Annotated in this window: 25 protein-coding genes; 17 read left to right on the top strand and 8 right to left on the bottom strand. The window is 71.6% G+C overall.

From position 1 onward, the window contains the following. Nucleotides 1–29 precede the first annotated feature (29 nt). From V4Y03_RS07310 to V4Y03_RS07300, 3 genes are all read right to left on the bottom strand, one after another. Entirely contained in the window at nt 30–998 is a 969-nt protein-coding gene (locus tag V4Y03_RS07310; RefSeq protein ID WP_332437124.1) for a COX15/CtaA family protein, read from the bottom strand. A 73-nt stretch (nt 999–1,071) separates the two neighbouring features. Beyond that, nucleotides 1,072–1,788: an ABC transporter permease gene (locus V4Y03_RS07305; protein ID WP_317873234.1), complete on the bottom strand. Its 717-nt coding sequence runs from the start codon at nt 1,786–1,788 to the stop codon at nt 1,072–1,074. 47 nt (nt 1,789–1,835) lie between these two features. Next, a complete protein-coding gene (locus tag V4Y03_RS07300) occupies nt 1,836–2,786 on the bottom strand; it encodes an ABC transporter ATP-binding protein (protein WP_317873219.1) in 951 nt (316 codons plus the stop codon). 125 nt (nt 2,787–2,911) lie between these two features. Here V4Y03_RS07300 and V4Y03_RS07295 point away from each other — a divergent pair, with 125 nt between their 5' ends. The 9 genes from V4Y03_RS07295 (at nt 2,912) to V4Y03_RS07255 (ending at nt 9,800) form a co-directional block, all read left to right on the top strand. Then, nucleotides 2,912–3,145, top strand: a complete 234-nt coding sequence (locus V4Y03_RS07295; protein ID WP_332434388.1) for a hypothetical protein — start codon at nt 2,912–2,914, stop codon at nt 3,143–3,145. A 103-nt stretch (nt 3,146–3,248) separates the two neighbouring features. Beyond that, on the top strand, nt 3,249–3,974 hold the full coding sequence (locus tag V4Y03_RS07290; protein ID WP_317873217.1) for a helix-turn-helix transcriptional regulator: 726 nt from the start codon (nt 3,249–3,251) through the stop codon (nt 3,972–3,974). Continuing rightward, entirely contained in the window at nt 3,971–5,386 is a 1,416-nt protein-coding gene (gene sufB, locus V4Y03_RS07285) for a Fe-S cluster assembly protein SufB (protein WP_317873216.1), read from the top strand. The genes V4Y03_RS07290 and sufB overlap by 4 nt, the downstream gene beginning before the upstream one ends. Before the next feature lie 61 nt (nt 5,387–5,447). Next, a complete protein-coding gene (gene sufD / locus V4Y03_RS07280; RefSeq protein WP_317873215.1) occupies nt 5,448–6,632 on the top strand; it encodes a Fe-S cluster assembly protein SufD in 1,185 nt (394 codons plus the stop codon). Next, a complete protein-coding gene (locus V4Y03_RS07275; RefSeq protein ID WP_024757173.1) occupies nt 6,632–6,949 on the top strand; it encodes a bifunctional 3-phenylpropionate/cinnamic acid dioxygenase ferredoxin subunit in 318 nt (105 codons plus the stop codon). The genes sufD and V4Y03_RS07275 overlap by 1 nt, the downstream gene beginning before the upstream one ends. 7 nt (nt 6,950–6,956) lie before the next feature. After that, nucleotides 6,957–7,721: a Fe-S cluster assembly ATPase SufC gene (sufC, locus tag V4Y03_RS07270; RefSeq protein ID WP_317873214.1), complete on the top strand. Its 765-nt coding sequence runs from the start codon at nt 6,957–6,959 to the stop codon at nt 7,719–7,721. Beyond that, complete coding sequence (locus V4Y03_RS07265) at nt 7,718–8,986, top strand: cysteine desulfurase (RefSeq protein ID WP_317873213.1); 1,269 nt, start codon at nt 7,718–7,720, stop codon at nt 8,984–8,986. The genes sufC and V4Y03_RS07265 overlap by 4 nt, the downstream gene beginning before the upstream one ends. Before the next feature lie 8 nt (nt 8,987–8,994). Beyond that, nucleotides 8,995–9,465 (top strand): Fe-S cluster assembly sulfur transfer protein SufU, encoded by a 471-nt coding sequence (sufU, locus tag V4Y03_RS07260; protein WP_317873212.1) that lies wholly within the window; start codon nt 8,995–8,997, stop codon nt 9,463–9,465. Continuing rightward, on the top strand, nt 9,462–9,800 hold the full coding sequence (locus V4Y03_RS07255) for a metal-sulfur cluster assembly factor (protein ID WP_017238620.1): 339 nt from the start codon (nt 9,462–9,464) through the stop codon (nt 9,798–9,800). Before sufU ends, V4Y03_RS07255 begins: the two co-directional genes overlap by 4 nt. Before the next feature lie 120 nt (nt 9,801–9,920). Here the strand turns inward: V4Y03_RS07255 and V4Y03_RS07250 are convergent, their stop codons facing one another. Then, on the bottom strand, nt 9,921–10,985 hold the full coding sequence (locus V4Y03_RS07250; protein WP_332434387.1) for a DUF7847 domain-containing protein: 1,065 nt from the start codon (nt 10,983–10,985) through the stop codon (nt 9,921–9,923). 41 nt (nt 10,986–11,026) lie between these two features. Here V4Y03_RS07250 and V4Y03_RS07245 point away from each other — a divergent pair, with 41 nt between their 5' ends. The 3 genes from V4Y03_RS07245 to dapD all read left to right on the top strand — a co-directional run bounded on the left by V4Y03_RS07245 (nt 11,027) and on the right by dapD (nt 12,991). Then, entirely contained in the window at nt 11,027–11,347 is a 321-nt protein-coding gene (locus V4Y03_RS07245) for a DMT family transporter (RefSeq protein ID WP_317873210.1), read from the top strand. Continuing rightward, nucleotides 11,347–11,898, top strand: coding sequence for a TetR/AcrR family transcriptional regulator (locus tag V4Y03_RS07240; RefSeq protein WP_317873209.1), 552 nt, complete (start codon nt 11,347–11,349; stop codon nt 11,896–11,898). The genes V4Y03_RS07245 and V4Y03_RS07240 overlap by 1 nt, the downstream gene beginning before the upstream one ends. Nucleotides 11,899–12,007: 109 nt before the next feature. Beyond that, nucleotides 12,008–12,991 carry a 2,3,4,5-tetrahydropyridine-2,6-dicarboxylate N-succinyltransferase gene (gene dapD, locus V4Y03_RS07235; RefSeq protein ID WP_332434386.1) on the top strand — a complete coding sequence of 328 codons (984 nt, stop codon included), beginning with the start codon at nt 12,008–12,010 and terminating at the stop codon, nt 12,989–12,991. Nucleotides 12,992–13,052: 61 nt separating this feature from the next. On the opposite strand, the gene V4Y03_RS07230 is transcribed toward dapD, so the two are convergent. Then, a complete protein-coding gene (locus V4Y03_RS07230; RefSeq protein ID WP_443079752.1) occupies nt 13,053–14,327 on the bottom strand; it encodes an outer membrane protein assembly factor BamB family protein in 1,275 nt (424 codons plus the stop codon). 217 nt (nt 14,328–14,544) lie between these two features. Here V4Y03_RS07230 and V4Y03_RS07225 point away from each other — a divergent pair, with 217 nt between their 5' ends. Further along, nucleotides 14,545–14,754 (top strand): hypothetical protein, encoded by a 210-nt coding sequence (locus V4Y03_RS07225; protein WP_317873206.1) that lies wholly within the window; start codon nt 14,545–14,547, stop codon nt 14,752–14,754. On the opposite strand, the gene dapA is transcribed toward V4Y03_RS07225, so the two are convergent. Both dapA and V4Y03_RS07215 read right to left on the bottom strand, forming a co-directional pair. Next, nucleotides 14,733–15,656 carry a 4-hydroxy-tetrahydrodipicolinate synthase gene (dapA, locus tag V4Y03_RS07220; RefSeq protein WP_317873205.1) on the bottom strand — a complete coding sequence of 308 codons (924 nt, stop codon included), beginning with the start codon at nt 15,654–15,656 and terminating at the stop codon, nt 14,733–14,735. The two genes, V4Y03_RS07225 and dapA, sit on opposite strands and share 22 nt — an antisense overlap. Nucleotides 15,657–15,741: 85 nt before the next feature. Further along, entirely contained in the window at nt 15,742–16,203 is a 462-nt protein-coding gene (locus V4Y03_RS07215) for a GNAT family N-acetyltransferase (RefSeq protein WP_332434384.1), read from the bottom strand. 100 nt (nt 16,204–16,303) lie between these two features. On the opposite strand from V4Y03_RS07215, the gene V4Y03_RS07210 reads away from it, so the two are divergent. Next, complete coding sequence (locus V4Y03_RS07210) at nt 16,304–17,017, top strand: antibiotic biosynthesis monooxygenase (protein WP_317873203.1); 714 nt, start codon at nt 16,304–16,306, stop codon at nt 17,015–17,017. A gap of 21 nt (nt 17,018–17,038) precedes the next feature. On the opposite strand, the gene V4Y03_RS07205 is transcribed toward V4Y03_RS07210, so the two are convergent. Continuing rightward, nucleotides 17,039–18,901 carry an endonuclease/exonuclease/phosphatase family protein gene (locus V4Y03_RS07205; protein WP_332434383.1) on the bottom strand — a complete coding sequence of 621 codons (1,863 nt, stop codon included), beginning with the start codon at nt 18,899–18,901 and terminating at the stop codon, nt 17,039–17,041. A 223-nt stretch (nt 18,902–19,124) separates the two neighbouring features. On the opposite strand from V4Y03_RS07205, the gene V4Y03_RS07200 reads away from it, so the two are divergent. From V4Y03_RS07200 to V4Y03_RS07190, 3 genes are all read left to right on the top strand, one after another. After that, complete coding sequence (locus V4Y03_RS07200; protein WP_332434382.1) at nt 19,125–20,588, top strand: hypothetical protein; 1,464 nt, start codon at nt 19,125–19,127, stop codon at nt 20,586–20,588. Between the two features lie 270 nt (nt 20,589–20,858). Then, complete coding sequence (locus V4Y03_RS07195; protein ID WP_332434381.1) at nt 20,859–22,307, top strand: alkaline phosphatase PhoX; 1,449 nt, start codon at nt 20,859–20,861, stop codon at nt 22,305–22,307. A 42-nt stretch (nt 22,308–22,349) separates the two neighbouring features. Continuing rightward, nucleotides 22,350–23,063, top strand: a complete 714-nt coding sequence (locus tag V4Y03_RS07190) for a GntR family transcriptional regulator (RefSeq protein WP_317878369.1) — start codon at nt 22,350–22,352, stop codon at nt 23,061–23,063. Nucleotides 23,064–23,100 lie beyond the last annotated feature (37 nt).

The raw sequence follows: 23,100 nt of genomic DNA, 5'->3' as shown, positions 1-23,100 counted from the left end.
ACCCGTCGGGTCGGAGGGGTGGCCGGGGCTCAGGCCTTCGCCAGCTCCGCGTCGGCCTGGGCCGGGATGTCGGCGGTGGGCACCGGGCGCTCGCGCAGGCTCAGGGCGAGCCGCAGCACGGCGATCCACATCAGCGAGGAGCCGAGCATATGAGCGGCGACCAGGAGCTCGGGGACCCCGGTGAAGTACTGGACATAGCCGACCGCACCCTGTGCGAGCAGCACGATCAGCAGGTCGCGGGCGCGGGCCCGGGTGTCGAGCGGGGCGTCCACCACGCGCAGCACCAGCCACATGGCGACCGCCAGGGCGCAGACGACCCAGGCGGCGATGGCGTGGACGTGCGCGGCGTTCGTCCAGTCCCACGGCATGCGCGGGACGTCGCTGCTGTCACCGGCGTGCTTGCCGGCGCCGGTCACCGTCGTACCGAGCACGATGAGCAGGGCCGAGACGATCGTGATCGCCCAGGAGAGCTTCCGCACCGGGCGCGGCACGCGCGGACGGGAGGCGGTGTCGCCCTCGCCGGTCCGGTGCCAGGTGATGACGGCGACCGTGAGCAGCGAGTTCGCGGCGAGGAAGTGGCCGGCCACCGTCCACGGGTTGAGGCCCATCCACACCGTGATGCCGCCGATGACGGCGTTGCTCATCACGATCCAGAACTGGGCCCAGCCGAGCCGGGTCAGCCCGCGCCGCCACGGCTTGGTGGACCGGGCCGCGATGATCGCCCAGCCGACGGCGGCCGACAGGACGTACGTCAGCATCCGGTTGCCGAACTCGATCAGGCCGCGGTAGCCCTGCTCGGGCGTCACGATCAGACTGTCGTCGGTGCACTTGGGCCAGGTGTCGCAGCCCAGACCGGAACCGGTCAGCCGGACCGCGCCACCCGTGACGATGATGAGGACGCTCATCACGACGGCGGAGAGCGCGGCGCGCCGGAGCGTCCGGGGGGACGGGGTCCAGCGCCGGGCGATGGAGGCGAGGGGGGTCAGCACGCGCCCTATCGTAGGCCGGGGCTTGTGCACGCTTTCACGAGGGGTGCCTTGTCGGGAAACGTCACCCTCTGGGGCCTCTCGGCTACTCCCAGCGGAAGAACTTCGCCGCCGCGCCGAGCCCCAGCACCGCCCAGACCATCAGGGTCAGGGCGTCCCCCCAGGGCAGCGACGCGCCGTCCTGGAGGATCGCGCGCAGGCCGTCGGAGAGGGCGGAGATCGGCAGCAGCTCCAGGACCGAGCGGGCCGCGTCCGGGAACCTGTCCAGCGGGACGATGACCCCGCCGCCCACCAGGAGCAGCAGGAACACCAGGTTGGCGGCGGCCAGCGTGGCCTCCGCCTTCAGCGTGCCCGCCATCAGCAGGCCGAGCCCCGAGAAGGCGGCCGTGCCGAGGACCAGGAGCAGCAGTACGGAGAACGGGTCGCCGTGCGGGGACCAGCCCAGGGCAAGCGCGATCACCGTGAGCAGGGCGATCTGGAGGACCTCGGTGACCAGGACGGCGAGCGTCTTCGAGGTCATCAGCGCCCAGCGGGGGAGCGGTGAGGCGCCGAGGCGCTTGAGCACTCCGTACCGCCGCTCGAAGCCGGTGGCGATGGCCTGGCCGGTGAACGCGGTCGACAGGACGGCGAGCGCGAGGACGCCGGGGGCGAGGAAGTCCACGGCCTTGTCGGCGCCGGTGTCGACGATGTCGACCGTGGAGAACAGCACGAGCAGCAGCGAGGGGATGATCACGGTGAGCAGCAGCTGCTCGCCGTTGCGCAGCAGCATCCGGGTCTCCAGCGCCGTCTGCGCCGCGATCATCCGGCCGACGGGGGCGGCGCCGGGCCTCGGCGCGTAGGTACCAGTGCTCACGACCGCAGTTCCTTGCCCGTCAGTTCGAGAAAGACGTCTTCGAGGGTGTGGCGCTCGACGGCGATGCCTTCGGGCATGACCCCGTGCTGGGCGCACCAGCTGGTGACCGTGGCGAGCAGCTGCGGGTCGACGGTGCCGCTGATCCGGTACGTGCCCGGGAGCGGCTCCGCCGCGGCGGAGCCGTCGGGGAGCGCCTTGAGGAGGGAGCCCAGGTCGAGTCCGGGGCGTCCGGTGAAGCGCAGGGTGTTCTCGGCGCCGCCCCGGCACAGCTGCTCGGGGCTGCCCTGGGCGGCGACCCGGCCGGCGTCGACGATGGCGACGTCGTCGGCGAGCTCCTCCGCCTCCTGCATGAAGTGGGTGGTGAGGACCACGGTCACGCCGTCGGCGCGCAGCTCGCGCACGAGGTCCCAGGTGGCGCGGCGGGCCTGCGGGTCGAGTCCGGCGGTGGGCTCGTCGAGGAAGACCAGCTCGGGGCGGCCGACGACGGCCATGGCGAGCGCGAGGCGCTGCTGCTGGCCGCCGGAGAGGCGCCGGTAGGTGGTGCGGCCGCAGGAGCCGAGGCCGAGGCGCTCGATCAGGGCGTCCACGTCGAGGGGGTGGGCATGGAGCTTCGCCATGTGGCGGAGCATCTCGTCGGCGCGGGCGCCGGAGTAGACGCCGCCGGACTGGAGCATCACGCCGATCCGGGGGCGCAGGGCGGCCGCGTCGGCGACCGGGTCGAGGCCCAGGACGCGGACGGTGCCGGCGTCGGGCCTGCGGTAGCCCTCGCAGGTCTCGATGGTGGTGGTCTTGCCGGCTCCGTTGGGGCCGAGGACGGCGGTGACGGTGGCCGCCCGCACGTCGAGGTCGAGGCCGTCGACGGCGGTCTTGCTTCCGTACCGCTTGACCAGGCCACGGACCTGGACGGCGGAGGCGGAGTCGGAGTCGTTGTGCTGGGTCCCGCGCATGGGGGAAGTCTAGAGAGGGGGCGAAGGTCCTTCCGGCGCGGGGCCCGGGTGCCTGGATTCGGGACTTTCATGTGCGCTCCGCCCCGGCGCGCGGGCCTGGCGTCGACAGGGTGATCAGCGTCGCGGTGAACCTTCAGGAGGCGATCGGGCGGGCCGAGCGCAAGGCCCACGACCCGGCCCGGCCCGGCAGGTACGCGGTCTCGGCGATGCCGGCGGGGGCGTACATCGGGATCGGCGAGGTGCTGCCGCTGGTGGCGGTGTCGCCGTTCGTGGCCGAGCACGCGGCGGCGACGCGGCTGGGACGGCCGGATCCGGTGCCCGGGGAGGGCGGCCGGAGCGCTGATTCGTCCCACGAATGATCGTTTCCGCAGGCCAGGTAAGCCTTACCTGAGTGATGCATGGCACCGCCCCCTCGGGCGGTGCGGCTTGTCAGTCCGAGATTAATTACGCAACAATGGCGTTGTGAAAAACGTTGGCGCGGCTCCCGTGGAGGAACTCGCGACCCGAGAGCGTTCGACGCGCAACCGGGTCGCGCGGTCGATCCTGGACCACGGTCCCTCGACCGTCGCCGATCTGGCCGGGCGGCTGGGTCTCACCCAGGCCGCCGTCCGCCGCCACCTCGACTCGCTCGTCGCCGACACGGTCGTGGAGGCCCGCGAGAAGCGTGTCTACGGGACCCGCACCCGTGGCCGCCCCGCCAAGGTCTTCGCGCTCACCGACTGCGGCCGGGACGCCTTCGACCAGTCCTACGACTCGCTCGCCGTCGAGGCGCTGCGCTGGATCGAGCGCAACGCCGGAGGGGAGGCGGCCGTGGCCGCCTTCGCCCGCGACCGCATCGAGTCCCAGTCCGAGGCCTACCGCGAGGCCGTGGACGCGGCCGAGCCCGAGCGGCGGGCCGAGGCGCTCGCCAAGGCCCTGAGCGCGGACGGGTACGCTGCCACTGCGCGGAACGCGCCGGTCGGCGAGCAGCTCTGCCAGCACCACTGCCCGGTGGCCCACGTCGCCGAGCAGTACCCACAGCTGTGCGAGGCGGAGACGGAGTTCTTCTCCCGCCTCCTGGGAACGCACGTCCAGCGTCTGGCCACCATCGCGCATGGTGACGGCGTCTGCACCACGTTCATCCCGCACAGCGCTCCACAGACCACCGAATCAGCATCCGCAAGCACGGCCGGGAGGAACCCCGCATGACCACCGAGATCAGCCACCCCGAGCTCGAGGGCCTGGGTCGGTACGAGTACGGCTGGGCCGACTCCGACACCGCCGGTGCCACCGCCAAGCGCGGTCTGAACGAGGACGTCGTCCGCGACATCTCCTCGAAGAAGAACGAGCCCGAGTGGATGCTGAAGCTGCGTCTCAAGGGTCTCCGGCTCTTCGGCAAGAAGCCCATGCCCACCTGGGGCTCGGACCTCTCCGGCATCGACTTCGACAACATCAAGTACTTCGTGCGGTCCACCGAGAAGCAGGCCGAGTCCTGGGAGGACCTGCCGGAGGACATCAAGAACACGTACGACAGGCTCGGCATCCCCGAGGCCGAGAAGCAGCGCCTCGTCGCCGGTGTCGCCGCCCAGTACGAGTCCGAGGTCGTCTACCACCAGATCCGCGAGGACCTGGAGGAGCAGGGCGTCATCTTCGTCGACACCGACACCGCGCTGAAGGAGCACGAGGAGCTCTTCCGCGAGTACTTCGGCACGGTCATCCCGGTCGGCGACAACAAGTTCGCCTCCCTGAACACGGCCGTCTGGTCCGGCGGCTCGTTCATCTACGTGCCGAAGGGCGTGCACGTCGAGATCCCGCTCCAGGCCTACTTCCGTATCAACACGGAGAACATGGGCCAGTTCGAGCGGACGCTGATCATCGTCGACGAGGACGCCTACGTCCACTACGTCGAGGGCTGCACCGCCCCGATCTACTCCTCGGACTCGCTGCACAGCGCCGTCGTCGAGATCATCGTCAAGAAGGGCGGCCGCTGCCGCTACACGACCATCCAGAACTGGTCGAACAACGTCTACAACCTGGTGACCAAGCGCGCCGTCGCCTACGAGGGCGCCACCATGGAGTGGGTCGACGGCAACATCGGCTCCAAGGTCACCATGAAGTACCCGGCCGTCTACCTCATGGGCGAGCACGCCAAGGGCGAGACCCTGTCCATCGCCTTCGCGGGCGAGGGCCAGCACCAGGACGCCGGCGCCAAGATGGTCCACATGGCCCCGAACACCTCCTCCAACATCGTCTCCAAGTCGGTGGCGCGAGGTGGCGGCCGCACCTCCTACCGCGGTCTCATCGAGATCGGCGAGGGTGCCCCGGGCGCCAAGTCCAACGTGCTCTGCGACGCGCTGCTCGTCGACACGATCTCCCGCTCGGACACGTACCCCTACGTGGACGTGCGCGAGGACGACGTCTCCATGGGCCACGAGGCCACCGTCTCCAAGGTCTCCGAGGACCAGCTCTTCTACCTGATGAGCCGCGGCCTCACCGAGTTCGAGGCCATGGCGATGATCGTCCGTGGCTTCGTCGAGCCCATCGCCAAGGAACTCCCGATGGAGTACGCCCTGGAGCTCAACCGGCTGATCGAGCTGCAGATGGAAGGCGCGGTCGGCTAACAGCCACCGCACCAGCAGCGACCGACTCACACGTACGCAGGAAGAGAGCAACACGACAGCCATGGCTGAGGCTCAGCAGAACATCCCGGCGGGCTCCACCACCGCCGGCTCGATCGCGGTGGCCGCCGAGTCCACCGTCGCCACGCGCATGAGCGCGCCCCCGTCCTTCGACGTCGCGGACTTCCCCGTCCCGCACGGCCGCGAGGAGGAGTGGCGGTTCACCCCGCTCGCCCGCCTCCGCGGACTCCACGACGGCACCGCCGTCGCCTCCGGCGAGGGCGTCAAGGTCGAGATCGAGGCCCCCGAGGGCGTCACCGTGGAGACCGTCGGACGCGAGGACGAGCGCCTCGGCAAGGCCGGCACGCCCGTCGACCGCGTCGCCGCGCAGGCGTACTCCTCCTTCGAGAAGGCCTCGGTCGTCACCGTCGGCAAGGAGACCGTCCTCGCCGAGCCGATCCGCATCACCGTGCAGGGCCAGGGCGGCACCGCCTTCGGCCACCAGGTGATCGAACTCGGCGCCTTCGCCGAGGCCGTCGTGGTCATGGACCACACCGGTGACGCCGTGCTCGCCGCCAACGTCGACTACGTCCTCGGCGACGGCGCCAAGCTGACGGTCGTCTCCGTCCAGGACTGGGACGAGAAGGCCGTCCACGTCGCCCAGCACAACGCCCTGATCGGCCGCGACGCCTCCTTCAAGTCCGTCGTCGTCACCTTCGGCGGCGACGTCGTCCGCCTCCACCCCCGGGTGTCCTACGCGGCCCCCGGCGGCGAGGCGGAGCTGCTCGGCCTGTACTTCACGGACGCCGGCCAGCACCAGGAGCACCGCCTCCTGGTCAACCACAACACTCCGCACTGCAAGTCCAACGTGGCCTACAAGGGCGCGCTGCAGGGCCAGGACGCGCACGCCGTCTGGATCGGCGACGTGCTCATCCAGGCCGCCGCCGAGGGCACCGACACGTACGAGCTCAACCGGAACCTGGTCCTCACGGACGGTGCCCGGGTCGACTCCGTACCGAACCTGGAGATCGAGACCGGCGAGATCGCCGGTGCCGGTCACGCCTCGGCCACCGGCCGTTTCGACGACGAGCAGCTCTTCTACCTGATGTCCCGCGGCATCCCGGAGACTGAGGCCCGCCGCCTCGTCGTCCGCGGCTTCTTCGCGGAACTCGTCCAGCAGATCGGTCTGCCGGACGTCCAGGAGCGACTCCTCGCCAAGATCGAGGCCGAGCTGGAGGCCTCCGTCTGATGGCCTTCGTCCGAGTCTGCGCGCTGAGCGAGCTGGAGGCCGACACCCCGAAGCGGGTCGAGGTCGACGGCACGCCGGTGTCGGTCGTGCACACCGAGGGCGAGGTGTTCGCGATCAACGACATCTGCTCGCACGCGAACGTCTCCCTCTCGGAGGGCGAGGTCGAGGACTGCGCGATCGAGTGCTGGCTGCACGGCTCCAGCTTCGACCTGCGCAGCGGCAAGCCCTCCGGCCTTCCCGCGACGCGTCCCGTCCCCGTATACCCCGTAAAGATCGAAGGGGACGATGTGCTCGTCTCCGTCACCCAGGAGTCCTGAGTCACCCATGGCAACGCTTGAAATCCACGACCTGCACGTCTCCGTCGAGGCGGAGAACGGCCCCCGCGAGATCCTCAAGGGCGTCGACCTGACCATCAAGCAGGGCGAGACCCACGCCGTCATGGGCCCCAACGGCTCCGGCAAGTCGACCCTGGCCTACTCCCTCGCCGGTCACCCGAAGTACTCGATCACCGGCGGCACCGTCACCCTCGACGGTGAGGACGTCCTGGAGATGTCGGTCGACGAGCGCGCCCGTGCCGGCGTCTTCCTCGCCATGCAGTACCCGGTCGAGGTCCCCGGTGTCTCGGTCTCCAACTTCCTGCGCACCTCCGCCACCGCCGTCCGCGGCGAGGCGCCCAAGCTGCGCACCTGGGTGAAGGAGGTCAAGTCCGCGATGGAACAGCTCCAGATGGACCCGGCCTTCGCCGAGCGCAACGTCAACGAGGGCTTCTCCGGCGGTGAGAAGAAGCGCCACGAGATCCTCCAGCTGGAGCTCCTCAAGCCGAAGATCGCGATCCTCGACGAGACCGACTCCGGCCTCGACGTCGACGCCCTGCGCATCGTCTCCGAGGGCGTCAACCGCGTCCGCGAGAGCGGCGAGGTCGGCACCCTGCTGATCACGCACTACACGCGGATCCTGCGCTACATCAAGCCCGACTTCGTGCACGTGTTCGCGAACGGCCGCATCGTCGAGTCCGGCGGCGCCGAGCTCGCCGACCAGCTGGAGAACGAGGGCTACGACAAGTACGTGAAGGGTGGCGCGTCCGCGTGACTTCTGCCCATCAGGGGCTCTCCGGCCTCCTCGACACCGAGGCGATCCGCAAGGACTTCCCGCTCCTGGATCGCGTGGTCCACGACGGCAAGAAGATCGTGTACCTCGACTCCGCGGCGACCTCGCAGAAGCCGCGGCAGGTCCTCGACGCGCTCACCACGTACTACGAGCGTCACAACGCCAATGTGCACCGTGGCGTCTACACGGTCGCCGAGGAGGCGACGGCGCTGTACGAGGGCGCCCGTGACAAGGTCGCGGCCTTCATCAACGCGCCGAGCCGCGACGAGGTGATCTTCACCAAGAACGCCTCCGAGTCGCTCAACCTCGTGGCCAACATGCTGGGCTGGGCCGACGAGCCCTACCGCGTGGACCACGAGACCGAGATCGCGATCACGGAGATGGAGCACCACTCCAACATCGTGCCGTGGCAGCTGCTCTCGCAGCGCACGGGCGCGAAGCTGAAGTGGTTCGGCCTCACCGACGACGGCCGTCTCGACCTCTCGAACATCGAGGAGGTCATCACCGAGAAGACCAAGATCGTCTCGTTCACGCTGGTCTCGAACCTGCTGGGCACGATCAACCCGGTGGAGACGATCATCCGTCGCGCCCAGGAGGTCGGTGCGCTCGTCTGCATCGACGCCTCCCAGGCGGCCCCGCACATGGTCCTGGACGTGCAGGCGCTCCAGGCCGACTTCGTGGCCTTCACCGGCCACAAGATGTGCGGTCCGACCGGCATCGGCGTGCTGTGGGGACGGCAGGAACTCCTGGAGGACCTGCCCCCGTTCCTCGGCGGCGGCGAGATGATCGAGACCGTGTCGATGCACTCCTCGACGTACGCGCCGGCCCCGCACAAGTTCGAGGCGGGTACGCCCCCGATCGCCCAGGCCGTCGGCCTCGGCGCGGCCGTGGACTACCTGTCGGCGATCGGCATGGAGAACATCGCGCGCCACGAGCACGCGATCACCGAGTACGCCGTCCGGCGCCTCCAGGAGGTCCCGGACCTGCGGATCATCGGCCCCACCACGGCCGAGGACCGCGGCGCGGCGATCTCCTTCACGCTCGGTGACATCCACCCGCACGACGTGGGCCAGGTCCTCGACGAGGAGGGCATCGCGGTCCGGGTCGGCCACCACTGCGCGCGGCCGGTCTGCCTCCGCTACGGAATTCCTGCGACCACGCGAGCGTCGTTCTATCTGTATTCCACCCCGGCCGAGGTCGACGCCCTGGTCGCGGGTCTGGAGCACGTACGGAACTTCTTCGGCTAGGGGATGTCGTGAAGCTGGATTCGATGTACCAGGACGTCATCCTGGACCACTACAAGCACCCGCACGGGCGCGGTCTTCGGGACGGCGACGCCGAGGTGCACCACGTCAACCCGACGTGCGGCGACGAGATCACGCTCCGCGTGAAGTACGACGGCACGCGCATCGAGGACGTGTCGTACGAGGGCCAGGGCTGCTCCATCAGCCAGGCCTCGGCGTCCGTGCTCAACGAGCTGCTCGTCGGCAAGGAGCTGGCCGAGGCGCAGAAGATCCAGGGCACCTTCCTGGAACTGATGCAGTCCAAGGGCCGGCTGGAGCCGGACGACGCGATGGAGGAGATCCTGGAGGACGCCGTCGCGTTCGCCGGGGTCTCCAAGTACCCGGCCCGTGTGAAGTGCGCCCTGCTCAGCTGGATGGCGTGGAAGGACGCGACCGCCCAGGCGCTCGGGGACGACCAGAAGTCTGTGAGGAAGTCGGCATGACCGAGAACGCCGAGGCCACCATGAAGCCGGCCTCCGAGGAAGAAGTCCGTGAGGCGCTGTACGACGTCGTCGACCCCGAGCTGGGCATCGACGTCGTCAACCTGGGCCTGATCTACGGCATCCACATCGACGACTCGAACGTCGCGACGCTGGACATGACCCTGACGTCGGCGGCCTGCCCGCTGACCGATGTGATCGAGGACCAGGCGAAGTCCGCGACGGACGGCATCGTCAACGAACTGAAGATCAACTGGGTCTGGATGCCTCCGTGGGGCCCGGACAAGATCACGGACGACGGCCGCGAGCAGCTGCGCGCGCTCGGGTTCAACGTCTGACCGGTCCGGTCGCAGGATGACAGCGAGAACGGCCGTGCCCTTCGGGGCACGGCCGTTCCGTGTGTCCACAGGCCCGCCGGGCCGCCCTTCGGGCGACGACGGGGAGTGTGACGACAGGCCCTAGAGGAGCCCCGCCGCGCGGGCCAGGTCCGGGGCCAGGTTCTCCTTGCGGATGCGCTGATCGACGTAGAGCAGGGCGGTGACCAGCGGCGGGAAGACCGAGACGACCGCCTGGCCGACCAGCTGGCCGAGGGCCACGAAGGTGACGACGACCACCACGGAGGCCACCATGGTGGCGGAGTCGTCGCCCGAGAAGTCGGTGGCCGCCAGCGGGGCCGAGACCAGCAGGGACAGGGCCTGCTGGATCAGCATGCCCACGACGGACGCCATGATCCCGGCCGCCACGAGGCCGCCGAAGACACGCCACCAGGAGCCGCGGACCAGGTGCGAGGAGCGCCGCATCGAGGCCATCGCGCCCTGACGCTCCATCACCGCCGCCGCCGGGGCCAGGCTGAACTTCACCCAGATCCAGAAGGCGAACGGGGTGACGAGCAGCGCGGCGCCCACCGCGACCAGGGGGACGACCCAGAGACCGCTCTCCGGGTCGCCCGAGGAGTCGACCGCGGCCGCGAACATCGTCGCGAACATCCAGACGAAGGCCACGAGGAAGAGGACCAGCGGGATCAGCAGCGCCAGGTTCGTCAGCAGCACCGTGCCGAAGACGGCCGGCATCCGGGCCCAGGACTGCCGCCAGATCGCGCCGAAGGTCGTCGGCCGGCCGAGGACCGCCTCCTGGACGACGGCCGGACAGGCCGCCGCCACCACGGCGTTGGCGCAGACGATCGCGATCACGCCGACCAGCCAGACACAGGCCAAGGCGATGAGCAGCGGCCGGACGTCGTCCCATCGCGGTTCCTGACCGGAGGGCAGGTCGAACACGGCGGGGAAGCGGTCGCGGACCACCGCGTACGCGATGCCGAGCGCCGCCCCGACGAACACCAGGGCGCCGAGGTACGCGACCGAGGCCACCCCGAGGAGTTGCTTCCAGTAGCGGCCGAAGGCCGCGAAGGCGCCGGTCAGGATCGCGCTGAATCCGAGCGGCGCCAGGGGTATCACGCCGGGCTTGGGCGGCGGGGGCGGAGGCGGGTAGCCGTAGCCGTACGGCGGCCCTGGGGGAAACGTCATGCGGGACACCGTAGCGGTCTCCGTTGTGTACGCTCGTACACATGGGTTACGGACTGCTCGCCGGCGCCATCGCCGCGGAGATACTCGCCACCACCTCCATGAAGTACAGCGAGGGCTTCACCAAGCTCTGGCCCTCGATCGTCACCGGCGCGGGCTACCTCATCGCCTTCGCGCTCCTCGCCCAGGCGCTCAAGACCCTCCAGGTCGGCACCGCGTACGCCATCTGGTCCGGCATCGGCACCGCGGCCGTCGCCACCATCGGCATCCTCTTCCTCGGCGAGACCCTCAACCTCGCCAAGGTCGCCGGGATCGTCCTCATCATCGCCGGGGTCGCCGTCCTCAACCTCGGCGGCGCCCACTGATGGCCCGGCCCCGCCGCCACGACCCCGAACGGCGGGAGCGGATCGTCGACGCCGCCCTCCGGGTCGTCGGACGCTCCGGCCTCTCCGGGCTCAGCCACCGCACGGTGGCCGCAGAGGCGGACGTGCCGCTCGGCTCGACCACGTACCACTTCGCCTCCCTCGACGAACTCCTCGTCGAGGCGCTCCGCAAGGCCAACGAGGGCTTCGGGCGGCTGCTCCGCGACAGCCCCGCCCTCGCCGCGCCCGACACCGACCTCGCCGCCGCGCTGGCCCGGCTGCTCGGGGAGTGGATGAGCGGCGACCGCGCCCGGGTGGAGCTGGAGTACGAGCTGTACCTCGCCGCGCTGCGCCGCCCCGCGCTCCGGCCGGTCGCCGCCGAATGGACGGAGACCGTCGTCGCCGTCCTCGGCCACCGCACCGACCCGGTCACCGCGCGCGCCCTGGTCGCCCTGATGGACGGCATCTGCCTCCAGTGCCTGCTGACCGGTACCGCGTACGACGAGGAGTACGGACGGCTCATGCTGGCGCGGATCCTGGACACCCGGGCCTGAAGGAAGTGCCGAAACCGCCCGCCGGCGGCTCGTCGGAACCGCCGGGGAACTCGACCGACACCTGAGACCGGTTGGCCCGCGCGGGGCCCCGCCGGTTAGGTTTTCCGTCATGACCACTGCTCCTCGCACCACCGGCGCCGTCGCCGCCGGCCTCGCCACCATCGCCGGCGACGGCACCGTTCTCGACACCTGGTTCCCCGCCCCCGAGCTGACCGAGGCGCCCGGCCCCGCCGGCACCGAGCGGCTCACGCCCGACGAGGCCGTCAACGCCCTCGGCGAGGGCGCCGCCAAGGCCCTCGGCGTGGACGCCCGCCGGGGCGTCGAGGTGGTCGCCGTCCGTACCGTCATCGCCTCGCTCGACGAGAAGCCGCTCGACGCCCACGACGCCTACCTGCGGCTGCATCTGCTCAGCCACCGCCTGGTCAAGCCGCACGGCCAGTCCCTCGACGGCGTGTTCGGCCTGCTCGCCAACGTCGCCTGGACCTCGCTCGGTCCGGTCGCCGTCGACGACATCGAGAAGGTGCGGCTCAACGCCCGCGCCGAGGGCCTGCACCTCCAGGTGACCTCGATCGACAAGTTCCCCCGTATGACCGACTACGTCGTCCCCGCCGGGGTCCGTGTCGCCGACGCCGACCGGGTCCGCCTCGGCGCCCACCTCGCCGCCGGCACCACCGTCATGCACGAGGGCTTCGTCAACTTCAACGCCGGGACCCTCGGCACCTCCATGGTCGAGGGCCGGATCTCCGCCGGTGTCGTCGTCGGTGACGGCTCCGACATCGGCGGCGGCGCCTCCACCATGGGCACCCTCTCGGGCGGCGGCAACGTCGTCATCTCGATCGGCGAGCGCTGCCTGATCGGCGCCGAGGCGGGCGTCGGCATCGCCCTCGGCGACGAGTGCGTCGTCGAGGCCGGTCTGTACGTCACCGCCGGCACCCGGGTGACGATGCCCGACGGCCAGGTCGTGAAGGCCCGCGAGCTGTCCGGCGCCTCGAACATCCTGTTCCGCCGCAACTCGGTCACCGGCACCGTCGAGGCCCGCCCGAACAACGCGGTCTGGGGCGGACTGAACGACATCCTGCACAGCCACAACTGATCCACCGGCAGGCCGCGCCTGCCGCGCCGATCGGTCCGGCCGCTGACCGCCCCGCCCCGTCTCAGACGGCCGGCAGGGCGGTCAGCCGCTTTCCGTGGAGGGCGACCAGACGCTTCCCCGCGGAGGCGACGTACCACTTCTCCAGCGAGCCCGTGCCGTCGTTGTACGTCCAGCGGTGCTTGCCGTCGCGGGCGTCGAAGGCGAGGACACCGCCCTTGTCGTCCAGATCCGTCGCCGCGTAGAGGGTCCCGCCGACCTTGGTGAACTGCCAGGGGTACGCCACCTTCAGCAGGTCGTCGTTCCGCCAGAGCGTGCCGCCCTTCGCCGGGTCGACCGCACGCAGGACATGGCTGGAGTCGGCGGCGTACAGCACCCCGTCCAGGACCGCCGGGTCGTGGAAGCGGGTGAACTCCTCGGCCGCGAGCGACCAGCGCTCCTCGCCGTCCGCCAGGGCGAAGGCCCGCAGCCGCTGTCCGTCCGCGACGACCACGAGGTCCGCGTGGACGGCGAACCGGCCGCTGTTGGACCGGCCGATCTTCTTCGTCCAGACCTGGCGGCCGGTGGCCGTGTCGCGGACCGTCACGTTCTCGCGGTAGTCGGTGTAGACGAGGTGCCGGCCGACGGCCGCCGCCGTGATGCCGTACTCCTCCGTGCCCGCGTCGCGCCGCTCCTGCCACACCACCTTCCCGGAGCTGGTGTCGATGGCCGCGATCACGTTGTTCGGGGTGCTGAAGTCCTTCTCCAGGATGCCCGCGAGGACATAGACGTGACGCTCGTCGGCGGCGATCGTACGGGGCTGGGAGAAGCGCTTGCCCAGCCGGCTGCGCCAGGTCTCCCTGCCGGTCGCCGGGTCCAGGCCGACCACGTCCCCGTCGTACTCGGCGCTCGCGAGGTACAGCGTGCCGCCGCTCACGAGCAGTTTCGCGCCCGGCACGGCGACGCCCTCGCGCGACCACACCGCCTTGCCGGTCACGACGTTCCGGCCGACCAGCGGGTCGCCCGAGACCAGGACCACGTCACCGGCGACGGCGAGCGCGTCCAGGGCGCCCAACGCGCCGGAGGCGGCCGGTTCCTGCCACAGCGGGCCCGGGGCGGTGCCCGGCGGAGGGGTGGTGAAGGCGTCCCCGCCCGCGCCCGGAGTGGCGCCCTTCCCCGGGGGCGGGGCCGTCGAGGAGGCCGGGTCCTCCACGGGGCCGCAGCCCCACGCGCCCGCGCCCAGGGCCGCCAGACCGATTCCGGTTCCGGCCAGCCCCAGCAGTCGTCTGCGGGACGGCGCGGGCCCCTCGACACCCTCGGCACCCGGTGCTCCGGCCACGCGTCCCCCGTGTATCCGCATCCGCCTGATCCCCACTTCCCGTTCCGGTTCACGCCGTCGGGCCGTCATCGGTGCCCGGGGCGCGCCCAGGCTAGCCGCGGCCCGGCGCGTCACCCGGGGGCGGTACGCAACGGGGACAGCGTCGTGAAACTCCTGTCACACGGCAACCGAAGAGGTGACGCTGCGTTAACGGGTCGGAGCGCAAGGTTCCGAGAAGCAGACGAGGCGAGGAGTCGACATGAGGACGAAGCCCACGGTCGCCGGGGTGCTCACGATGGCGGCGGTCCTGCTGCCGGCGGGGACGGCCGCGGCCGACGAGACGCACAGTCACTCGCACAACGGGCCGAACGTCTCCCTGATCTCCACCGGGCAGATCGACGACCCGCTGGAGGACGTACTGGAGCACGCGGCGATCCTCGGCCGGACCTACACCAGCGACTCCGCCTGATCGAGGCGGGCCGGTGAGTCCGCCGCCCGGTCCCGGCGGACCAGCGCTTCGAGCGCCGCGCGCAGCCCGTCGGCCGTCTCCCGGCCGGCGGGCTGGAGCGGTTCGCGCACCGGTCCGCCCAGCAGTGCCTTGGCCGTCACCGTGCCGGGCAGGCCCGAGGCCATCATGAGTTCGGCGAGCGGCAGGAGTGCGGCGTTCAGCCGGGCCGCCTCCGCGGTGTCGCCCGCGTCGAAGGCGTCGAGGACGGCGCGGAGCTGACGGGGTGCCACATTGGCCACCGTGCTGACGTACCCGGCGCCGCCGACCGCGTACAGCGGCAGGTTCAGCTCCTCGCAGCCCGAGTAGTACGCGAGCCCGGTCTCCGCGATCACCCGGGCCGAGCCGAGCAGGTCGTACGCGCAGTCCTTGACCGCCACGATCCGGGGGTGCCCGGCGAGCCGGAGCATCGTCGCCGGCTCGACCCGGGTGCCGGTGCGGCCCGGGATGTCGTAGACCATGACCGGCAGCCCGGTCGCGTCGGCGACCTTCAGGAAGTGCGCCTCGACGGCCGCCTGGGGCGGGCGGCTGTAGTACGGGGTGACCACGAGCAGCCCGTCCGCCCCCGCCTCCTCGGCCTGCCGGGCCAGTTCGGCGGTGTGCCGGGTGTCGGCGGTGCCGACGCCCGCGACGACCGAGGGGCCCGGTCCGACGGCCGCCCGGACGGCGCGGACGAGCGCGGCCTTCTCGGCGTCCGAGGTGGTGGGGGACTCGCCGGTGGTGCCGTTGAGGACCAGACCGTCGCAGCCCCCGGTGACGAGCCGGGCGGCCAGCTCACCTGCCTCGTCGAGGTCGAGGGCGCCGGTGGGCGTGAACGGGGTGACCATCGCGCAGAGGGCGCGGCCGAAAGGGCGTGCAGTGCTCATCCCGGAAGTCTGGGCGCATCGGACGCTGAAGGTCCACTTAGATCTTCTTGGTCCGAGGGATAAGAGGTGCTGAACTGTCCCGGGCTCAGAGGAGCAGCTTGAAGCCGTCGTGGCTGCCGGTGAAGCCCAGGGAGGCGTAGAAGCGGTGGGCGTTCGTCCGCCGCTTGTCGCTCGTCAGCTGGACCAGTGCGCAGCCGCGTTCCCCGGCCCGTGCCACGGCCCGCTCCATCAGCTCCCGGCCGAGGCCGTCGCCGCGCCGGTCGGCCCTGATCCGGACCGCCTCGATCAGGGCGCGTTCGGCGCCGCCCTTGCCCAGGCCCGGGATGTACGTGGCCTGGAGGCAGCCGAGGACGAGGCCGTCCTCGTCCGTCAGGACCAGCATCTCGTTGCGCGGATCGGCCGCGATGTCCGCGAAGGCCCGCTCGTAGGCCTCGGTGACGGTGACCGAGACCGGGTCCACGACCTTGTCCTCGTCGGCCAGGAGGGCGAGGACCGCCGGGAGTTCGGCGCGGGTCGCGGGGCGCAGGGTCAGGTCGCGAAGGATCATGGCGCGAAGTCTCGCACGGGCGCGGCCCTTGACCTCAAGCAAGGTTGAGGATGGACGGTGGAGTCATCCGCACCGCACACCGGACCGAAGGAGACTCCCCATGAACGCCGTCGCGCACCCCGACGCCCGCCCCGACCTGCACCGCCCCGGAGTCGGCGCCGTCCTGGCCAGTACCTGGCGGGTCGGCACCCCCGAGCGCCAGCGGGCCGCAGTCGAGGCGATCCGCCAGGCCTGGGAGAGCCGGGAATGGCCGGATCTGGGGCTGCTCTCGTACACCGTGTACATCGGGACGGACGGCGACGCGCTGATGCACTACTCGCAGTGGACCGGCGAGCAGGCGTACGAGGACTTCGTCCGGACCCACCGCGACGAGCGGAACGCCGAGATCGACGCGGCCGTCCCCGGCGTCGAGCGGGTGGTGCTCCACCGCTACGCGCCGCCGTACCGCTCCGCCGTCCTCAGCGAGGAGAGCGCCGGGGCAGTGCCCGGGGCCGTCGCGGTCGTCGAGGTCGACTTCGACGGACCGGACGCCGGGCGCCAGGAGGCCTGGGTGGAGGCTGTGTTCACGGCCATGGGCGACGACGCGGGGAAGCGGCCGGCGCGCGGCGGGATCGGCGCGCACTTCCATCTGTCCACCGACGGCACCCGCGTGCTGAACCTCGCCGAGTGGGAGAGCGAGCAGGCCCACATCGAGTGGCAGGCGGAGTACGCCCCGCTGAGCGAGGCGTGGGGGCGGGTGCTCCACCACCCCGGGCTCGCCGGCAGCCGGGTGCGGCGGTACACGCCCGCGCTCAGCCTGAGCGCGGGCGTGTGACCGGACCTCCGGCTCAGGGAACTACGGGCGGAAGCGCAGGACCTGCGGGTCGTGGTCGCTGTCCTGGTCGGCGAACTCGGCGTTGATGTGCACGCTGTCGTACTCGAAGTGGTGCACACCCGGGCTGGTCAGGATCTGGTCGAGGACCTGGCTGTTGCCCTGGTAGACGTACGAGTAGCGCTCGCTGCGCGGCAGCGACTTCACGGCCGGGTACAGCGCGCCGCCGTCGGTCAGCGCCTGCGTCGTGCCGGAGAACTCGAAGTCGTTGATGTCACCGACGACGAGGACGTCGGCCTGCTTCTCGACCGCGACGATGTCCTTCACGAAGGCGTTGACCGCCTGCGCCTGCTGCAGGCGCTTCGCCTCGGAGGAACGGTTCGGCGGCTGGTGGTGCGAGACGATGGACTCGTCGCCGCCCTTCGAGCCGAAGTGGTTGGCGATGACGAAGACCGTACGGCCGCGGAAGACGAACTCGCCCGCGAGCGGCTTGCGGCTGCTCTCCCAGGCGGTGTTCGCCGGGTCGACGCGGCCGGGGGAGAGGGTCAGGGCGGCGCGGCCCTTGCTGCCCGTCACGGCGGTGCCGGTGGTCGCGTCGCCGCCCGCGCGGTCCGTGAAGGAGACCCGCTCGGGGTTGAAGAGGAAGACCTGACGGATATTGCCGCCGGGCTCGCCGCCGTCCTTGTTGTTCTGCGGGTCGACCGAGCGCCACTCGTACGCCGGGCCGCCGGCCGCCACGATCGCGTCCGTGAACTTCTTCACCGTCAGATCGGCGGCGACCGTGCCGTCGTTCTTGGCGCCGGTGTTGTCCTGGATCTCCTCCAGGGCGAGGATGTCGGGCGAGGCGAGGTTCTCGACGACCGCCTTCGCGAGCGCGTCGAACTTCTCCTGCGGGTCGCTCGGGTCGAGGTTCTCCACGTTGTACGTGGCCACGGCCAGCTCGTTCTTGTGCTGCTTGTCCGTGGTCTCGCGCTCCAGGCCCGCGTCGACGACCGTGCCCAGGGTGCGGGCGGTCAGCGTGTAGCCGCCGAACTGGTTGAAGTCGAGGGGGCCCTCGGTGGTGCCGGTCAGCCGGTCGCCGACGTCGGCCTTGGGGAAGGGCTGCTGGGCGAGCGGGGTCAGCGACTGGATCTGGAGCCGGCCCGTGTTCTGGGACTCGTACGAGCCGTAGACCGTGCCGCCGCGCAGGTTGCGGTTCTCCCAGGGCTTCACCGTCACCCACAGCTCCGCGTACGCGTCGGTGGCGCCGACGATCCGCGAGGAGTCGACGCGGACGTTGGTGCCCTCCAGGGACTCGTAGTAGTCCAGGGCGTACGTCTCCGGGTCGAGGGCCAGGCCGTTGACCGAGCCGCCGGCGGCCGGGTCGCCCCCGGGGGCGTACGCGTCGGGCACGGACCAGGCGGAGATGGTCACCGGGGCCGGGACCGGGTTGCCCTTCGACAGCACGGTCACGACCGGCTTCGAGATCTGGGTCAGCGACTGGTTGCCGGAGTTCAGGCCGCCCGGGACGTACTCGGTGACCGTGCCGTTCAGGCTGACCGCGTCGCCCACGGCGACCGTCGGGACGGAGCTGGTGAAGACGAAGACGCCCTCGCTGGTGGCCGGGTTCGCGTCCGCCTCGGGGTCCTGGATCCAGAAGCCGCGCGAGCCGTAGGTACGGACGCCGGTCACGATGCCCGTGACGCCCGTGACCTGCTTGCCGACGAGCGGGGAGACGCGGGTCGTGCCCTGGATGTCGTGGATGCGGACACCGGCCGCGGCGTCGTCGGCGGCGGCGCTCGACGAACCGGCGAGCAGACCGGCGGCGAGGGCGGAGGCGACCACGGCGGAGACCGCGGCGGACCGTGCGAGGGTGCGGCGGGCAGATCCCGGTATGGACGAAGGCATCAGGGGACTCCGAGGGTGCTTGGAGGAAGGGCAGATGAATCTACGCGCGTCAATCTCTTGGCAGAGCGGTGGACTTGTCAAGAGTCGACGGGTGTACGAAGGCTGACGGACGCGTGAACCGCCGGACGCCCTCCCGGATGCGTCTACGCTGAGAGCCGCGCTTCGAGCCTTCTCCGAGCCCCCATCACCCTTCACCCACGCACGCGTCGAGGAGACCCCCCAGATGTCAGCGGAGCACCCCACCCTTCCCCCCGTTCGGCTGCGTGCGGACGCGGAGCTGGCGCGGGACGCCCTGGCCGCCCCCCTCCTCGCGCACGCGGTGCGGCTCGCCCGCTGGGCCGGACCCGACACCCGGGTCGACGCGGGCGGCGAACTCGTCGACGAGCAGCTCCCCGAGGCCGTCGAGCTGCTGGGCCTCACCGAGGACGAGGACGGCGAGCTGTGGGCGGGCGACGCCTGGCGGCTCGCGGTCGACACCGGCCTGGTGGACGTCCAGGACGGCACCGAGGGGACCGGGGACGAGGACGGCGACACCGCGGGCCGGGCCGCGCCCGGCGAGAACCTCGCGCTCGTCACCGGCGGTTCGCCGCAGGACGTCCTCGCGCTCTGGCTGGACGGCTTCGACGCGGTCTTCGGCGACGCCGTCGCCCCCGTCATCGACGACCTCGACGCGATCGTCGGCGAGGACGGCGAGATCGACATCGAGGCGCTCGACTGGGACCCCGAGGCGGAGGCCGAGTTCCTGGAGGGCGTCCTCGGCAACCTCTACCTCCTGACCGTCAGCGACGCCGGCCCCGGCGACGGCCCCGTCCCGCTGCCCGCGCTCGCCGCGTCGATGGTCGTCCCCGACGACATGGGCGAACCCACCGACGACGTCCTTGAGCAGGTCTCCGACGCGATGATGCGGCTCGACGAGCAGTTCCGGCTGCTCGAACCGATCGGCCTCGTGGACTACCACCCCGTCGACGAGGCCCTGATGGCCGAGGAGGGCGAGGAGCCCGCGCCGCCCGTCGACGACGAGGACGTCACCCGCTACGGCATGGTCCGGCTCACCCCCCTCGGCCTCTACGGCGTCCGGGCCCGGATGATGGAGGCCGGTGTGGACGCGCCCGCCGTCGGCGACCTCGCGGACAAGGGCGCCGACGCCCTCCTCGACGGGATCGCCGGCTACCCGGAGGCCGCGGCCCGCGAGGAGACCGCCGGCTGGCTGTCCGGGCGCGACGCGCTCGGCGCCGCCCGGGAACTGCTGCGCGCCGCGCGCGGCACGGACGCCGGCTCGCCGCTCCGCCGCCTCCACTGCCAGCAGACCCTGTCCCTGGTCGGCCCCGAGGCGGAGCCCGCCGTACGGGAGGTCCTGGACGACGCGGAACTCGGCGGCCTGGCGCGCGTCTGGCTCGCCGAGCGCGGCGCGGCGGACGTGCCCGCGCCGCAGGAGTCGATGATCTTCTGGCTGGCGATCGACACGATCGCGGCGCAGCTCGACGCGGACGGCGACCTGGAGGAGCTCCAGGAGCTGATCGAGGGTCTGACGGGCCGCCACAGCGGCTTCTTCGAGGCGGCGTGGCGGGTGGAGCACCCGGCGACGGGGGAGGTCCTGGAGGCGATGGGCCGCCTGCACCGGAACAAGACGGTGGCGAAGGAAGCCCGCAAGGCGGCGTTCAAGGCGCGGTCGCGGTCGAGGGGCTGAGGGTAGGAGGGACGGTGGGCCGGGGCTGACGGGCCGGGCCTTTCCGGGCGGCGGACGGCGGTCCGGCCCGGTGGCCGGGACCCCCGGCCTCGCGGTCCGGCGCCCGGGACCCCCGGGCCGCGCCGCGCCCGCCCCCGCCCCCGTCCGTCGCGTCGCGCCCCCGCCCGTCGCGTCGCGCCCAGCGGTGTTCCCGTGGTGTTCAGACGGTGTTCGTGGTGGCACGGGAGGGTGGCCCGCGAGATCCGGCCACCACAGGGAGAACGCCACACCATGCCCCTCAACCGCAGAGAGTTCACCAAGCAGTCCGCCGTCGCCGGTGCGGGGCTCGCCCTCACCGGTGTCGTGGGGGCTCTCGCCACCGCGCCCGAGGCGCTCGCCTCCGACGAGCCCGAGGTGTACGGCTCCGGGCACGACCACGGCCATGGGCACGGCCACGGACACGACCACGGCCTCGGGTACGGCGCGCTCGTCGCCGACCCCGAGGGCATGCTGGCCCTGCCGGCCGGGTTCTCCTACCGCGTCGTCACCCACAGCGGTGTGACCCGCCTGGAGTCCGGCGAGTTCACGCCCTCCAACCACGACGGCACCGCCGCCTTCGACGGCCCGCGCGGCACCACGTACCTGGTCAACAACCACGAGCTCAAGGGCACCCGCGACAAGTGGGAGCACCCCGTCCCGCTGACCGAGGGCCTCGTCTACGACCCCGCCGCGGCCGGTGGCTGCACGGTCGTCGAGGTGCACCGCGACGGCACCGTCGCCGAGTGGGTCGGCCTCGCCGGCACCTCCACCAACTGCGCGGGCGGCCGCACCTCCTGGGGCACCTGGCTGACCGGCGAGGAGACCGAGGACCTGGCCGGCAAGAACGGGATGACCAAGGACCACGGCTACATCTTCGAGGTCGACCCGCGCGACCGCCGCGCCAACCGCGCCCCGAAGCCCGTCAAGGCCTTCGGCCGCTACGCCCACGAGGCCGTCGTCATCGACCCCAAGCGCGGCCACGCCTACCTCACCGAGGACGCCTCCGGCCCCAACGGGCTGCTCTTCCGCTGGGTGCCGCCGCAGGGCTTCGAGCACGGCCGCGGGAAGCTCCGTACCCTCGCCGACGACGCCGGTGTGCTCCAGGCCTTCAAGTGCATCGACTCCTCCGGGGTCTTCGTGGACGACCTCTCCCGGGCGACCCGGATCGGCACCGTCTACGGCGTCGACTGGGTCGACGTCCCCGACCGCGACGGCCGCACCACCCCCGTCCGCAAGCAGTTCGCGGCCGGCCAGGTCACCCGCGCCCGCAAGCTGGAGGGCATGTGGTGGGCCGACGGCGGCACCTACTTCGTCTCCTCGTACGCCCGTGAGGAGAGCCCCGGCGCCGCGCACGACGGCCAGGTCTGGTTCTACGACCCGAAGCGCCGCACGCTCACCCTCAAGGTGCTGCTCGGTGTGAACGCGAACCCGGACGCGGACGGCGCCTTCGACGGCCCCGACAACATCACCGTCTCCCCGTACGGCGGGCTCGTCATCGCCGAGGACGGCGAGGGCGTCCAGCACCTCTTCGGCGCGACCGACTCGGGCCGCACCTACCCGATCGCCCGCAACGACCTGAACGACAGCGAGTTCACCGGTGTGACCTTCTCGCCCGACGGCGACACGCTGTTCGCCAACATCCAGACCCCGGGCATCATGGTCGCGATCACCGGCCCCTGGCGCCGTCAGCCCCGCCGCTGACCCCTGGTCGGATCCATGGGCTGACATCTAACATGTCAGCCCATGGACGCACTACGGCCCGTGGGCCGGACCCTGTTGCGTGACCGGGCGTACGAGGCGCTGCGCGAGGCCATCGTGCGCGGCGACCTCGCCCCCGGCGCCCCGCTCAAGGACGCCGACCTCGCCGAACGGCTCGGGCTCTCGCGCGCACCCGTGCGCGAGGCCCTGGCCCGGCTCGGCGACGAGGGGCTCGTCGAGTCCAAGCCGCAGAGCTACACCCGGGTCACCCGGCCGGTCAGCCGGGTCGTCAGGGACGCCGCCTCGGTGGTGCGGGTGATGCACGAACTCGCCGCGAGGACCGGCGTCCCGCTGCTGGGACCCGAGGGCATCCGGGCCATGCGCGAGGCCAACGAGCGCTTCGCGCAGGCCGTCCGCGCCTCCGACGTGGAGGCCGCCCTCGCCGCCGACGACGCACTGCACCAGGTGCTCGTCGTCGCCAGCGGCAACCACGCCGTCGCCGCCACCATCGCGCGTTACACCCCCCTGATCCGCCGCGTCGAGCGGCGGCTCTTCGGCGACGCCGGAAGCTGCGGCTCGGCCGAGCTGCACGCCCGGCTCATCGGCGCGTGCGAGGCGGGGGACCCGGCGGAGGCGGTACGGGTCACCACGGAGATATGGGCCGCCCTCGAACAGCTCGCGGACGACGCCATCGAGGTCGCCGAGGTCACGGGCATCCCGGCGCCGGGCGGGCGGTCCGCCGAACCCCCCGCGCCGTAGCGCGTCCTGGAACGTCGACCAGCAGCCGTCACTCACC

It is taken from the genome of Streptomyces sp. P9-A4 (assembly GCF_036634195.1).
Taxonomy (GTDB): domain Bacteria; phylum Actinomycetota; class Actinomycetes; order Streptomycetales; family Streptomycetaceae; genus Streptomyces.
The sequence above is the reverse complement of the archived record's forward strand: the minus strand, read 5'-3'. Positions and strand labels throughout refer to the sequence as shown.

What these genes read in the sequence shown, in the direction of transcription:
- V4Y03_RS07305 (WP_317873234.1), bottom strand. Translation starts at nt 1,788, where the DNA reads ATGATCGCGGCGCAGACGGCGCTGGAGACCCGGATGCTGCTGCGCAAC.
- V4Y03_RS07300 (WP_317873219.1), bottom strand. Translation starts at nt 2,786, where the DNA reads ATGCGCGGGACCCAGCACAACGACTCCGACTCCGCCTCCGCCGTCCAG.
- sufB (WP_317873216.1), top strand. Translation starts at nt 3,971, where the DNA reads ATGACCACCGAGATCAGCCACCCCGAGCTCGAGGGCCTGGGTCGGTAC.
- sufD (WP_317873215.1), top strand. Translation starts at nt 5,448, where the DNA reads ATGGCTGAGGCTCAGCAGAACATCCCGGCGGGCTCCACCACCGCCGGC.
- V4Y03_RS07275 (WP_024757173.1), top strand. Translation starts at nt 6,632, where the DNA reads ATGGCCTTCGTCCGAGTCTGCGCGCTGAGCGAGCTGGAGGCCGACACC.
- sufC (WP_317873214.1), top strand. Translation starts at nt 6,957, where the DNA reads ATGGCAACGCTTGAAATCCACGACCTGCACGTCTCCGTCGAGGCGGAG.
- V4Y03_RS07255 (WP_017238620.1), top strand. Translation starts at nt 9,462, where the DNA reads ATGACCGAGAACGCCGAGGCCACCATGAAGCCGGCCTCCGAGGAAGAA.
- V4Y03_RS07250 (WP_332434387.1), bottom strand. Translation starts at nt 10,985, where the DNA reads ATGACGTTTCCCCCAGGGCCGCCGTACGGCTACGGCTACCCGCCTCCG.
- V4Y03_RS07245 (WP_317873210.1), top strand. Translation starts at nt 11,027, where the DNA reads ATGGGTTACGGACTGCTCGCCGGCGCCATCGCCGCGGAGATACTCGCC.
- V4Y03_RS07240 (WP_317873209.1), top strand. Translation starts at nt 11,347, where the DNA reads ATGGCCCGGCCCCGCCGCCACGACCCCGAACGGCGGGAGCGGATCGTC.
- dapD (WP_332434386.1), top strand. Translation starts at nt 12,008, where the DNA reads ATGACCACTGCTCCTCGCACCACCGGCGCCGTCGCCGCCGGCCTCGCC.
- V4Y03_RS07230 (WP_443079752.1), bottom strand. Translation starts at nt 14,327, where the DNA reads ATGCGGATACACGGGGGACGCGTGGCCGGAGCACCGGGTGCCGAGGGT.
- V4Y03_RS07225 (WP_317873206.1), top strand. Translation starts at nt 14,545, where the DNA reads ATGAGGACGAAGCCCACGGTCGCCGGGGTGCTCACGATGGCGGCGGTC.
- dapA (WP_317873205.1), bottom strand. Translation starts at nt 15,656, where the DNA reads ATGAGCACTGCACGCCCTTTCGGCCGCGCCCTCTGCGCGATGGTCACC.
- V4Y03_RS07215 (WP_332434384.1), bottom strand. Translation starts at nt 16,203, where the DNA reads ATGATCCTTCGCGACCTGACCCTGCGCCCCGCGACCCGCGCCGAACTC.
- V4Y03_RS07210 (WP_317873203.1), top strand. Translation starts at nt 16,304, where the DNA reads ATGAACGCCGTCGCGCACCCCGACGCCCGCCCCGACCTGCACCGCCCC.
- V4Y03_RS07205 (WP_332434383.1), bottom strand. Translation starts at nt 18,901, where the DNA reads ATGCCTTCGTCCATACCGGGATCTGCCCGCCGCACCCTCGCACGGTCC.
- V4Y03_RS07200 (WP_332434382.1), top strand. Translation starts at nt 19,125, where the DNA reads ATGTCAGCGGAGCACCCCACCCTTCCCCCCGTTCGGCTGCGTGCGGAC.
- V4Y03_RS07195 (WP_332434381.1), top strand. Translation starts at nt 20,859, where the DNA reads ATGCCCCTCAACCGCAGAGAGTTCACCAAGCAGTCCGCCGTCGCCGGT.
- V4Y03_RS07190 (WP_317878369.1), top strand. Translation starts at nt 22,350, where the DNA reads ATGGACGCACTACGGCCCGTGGGCCGGACCCTGTTGCGTGACCGGGCG.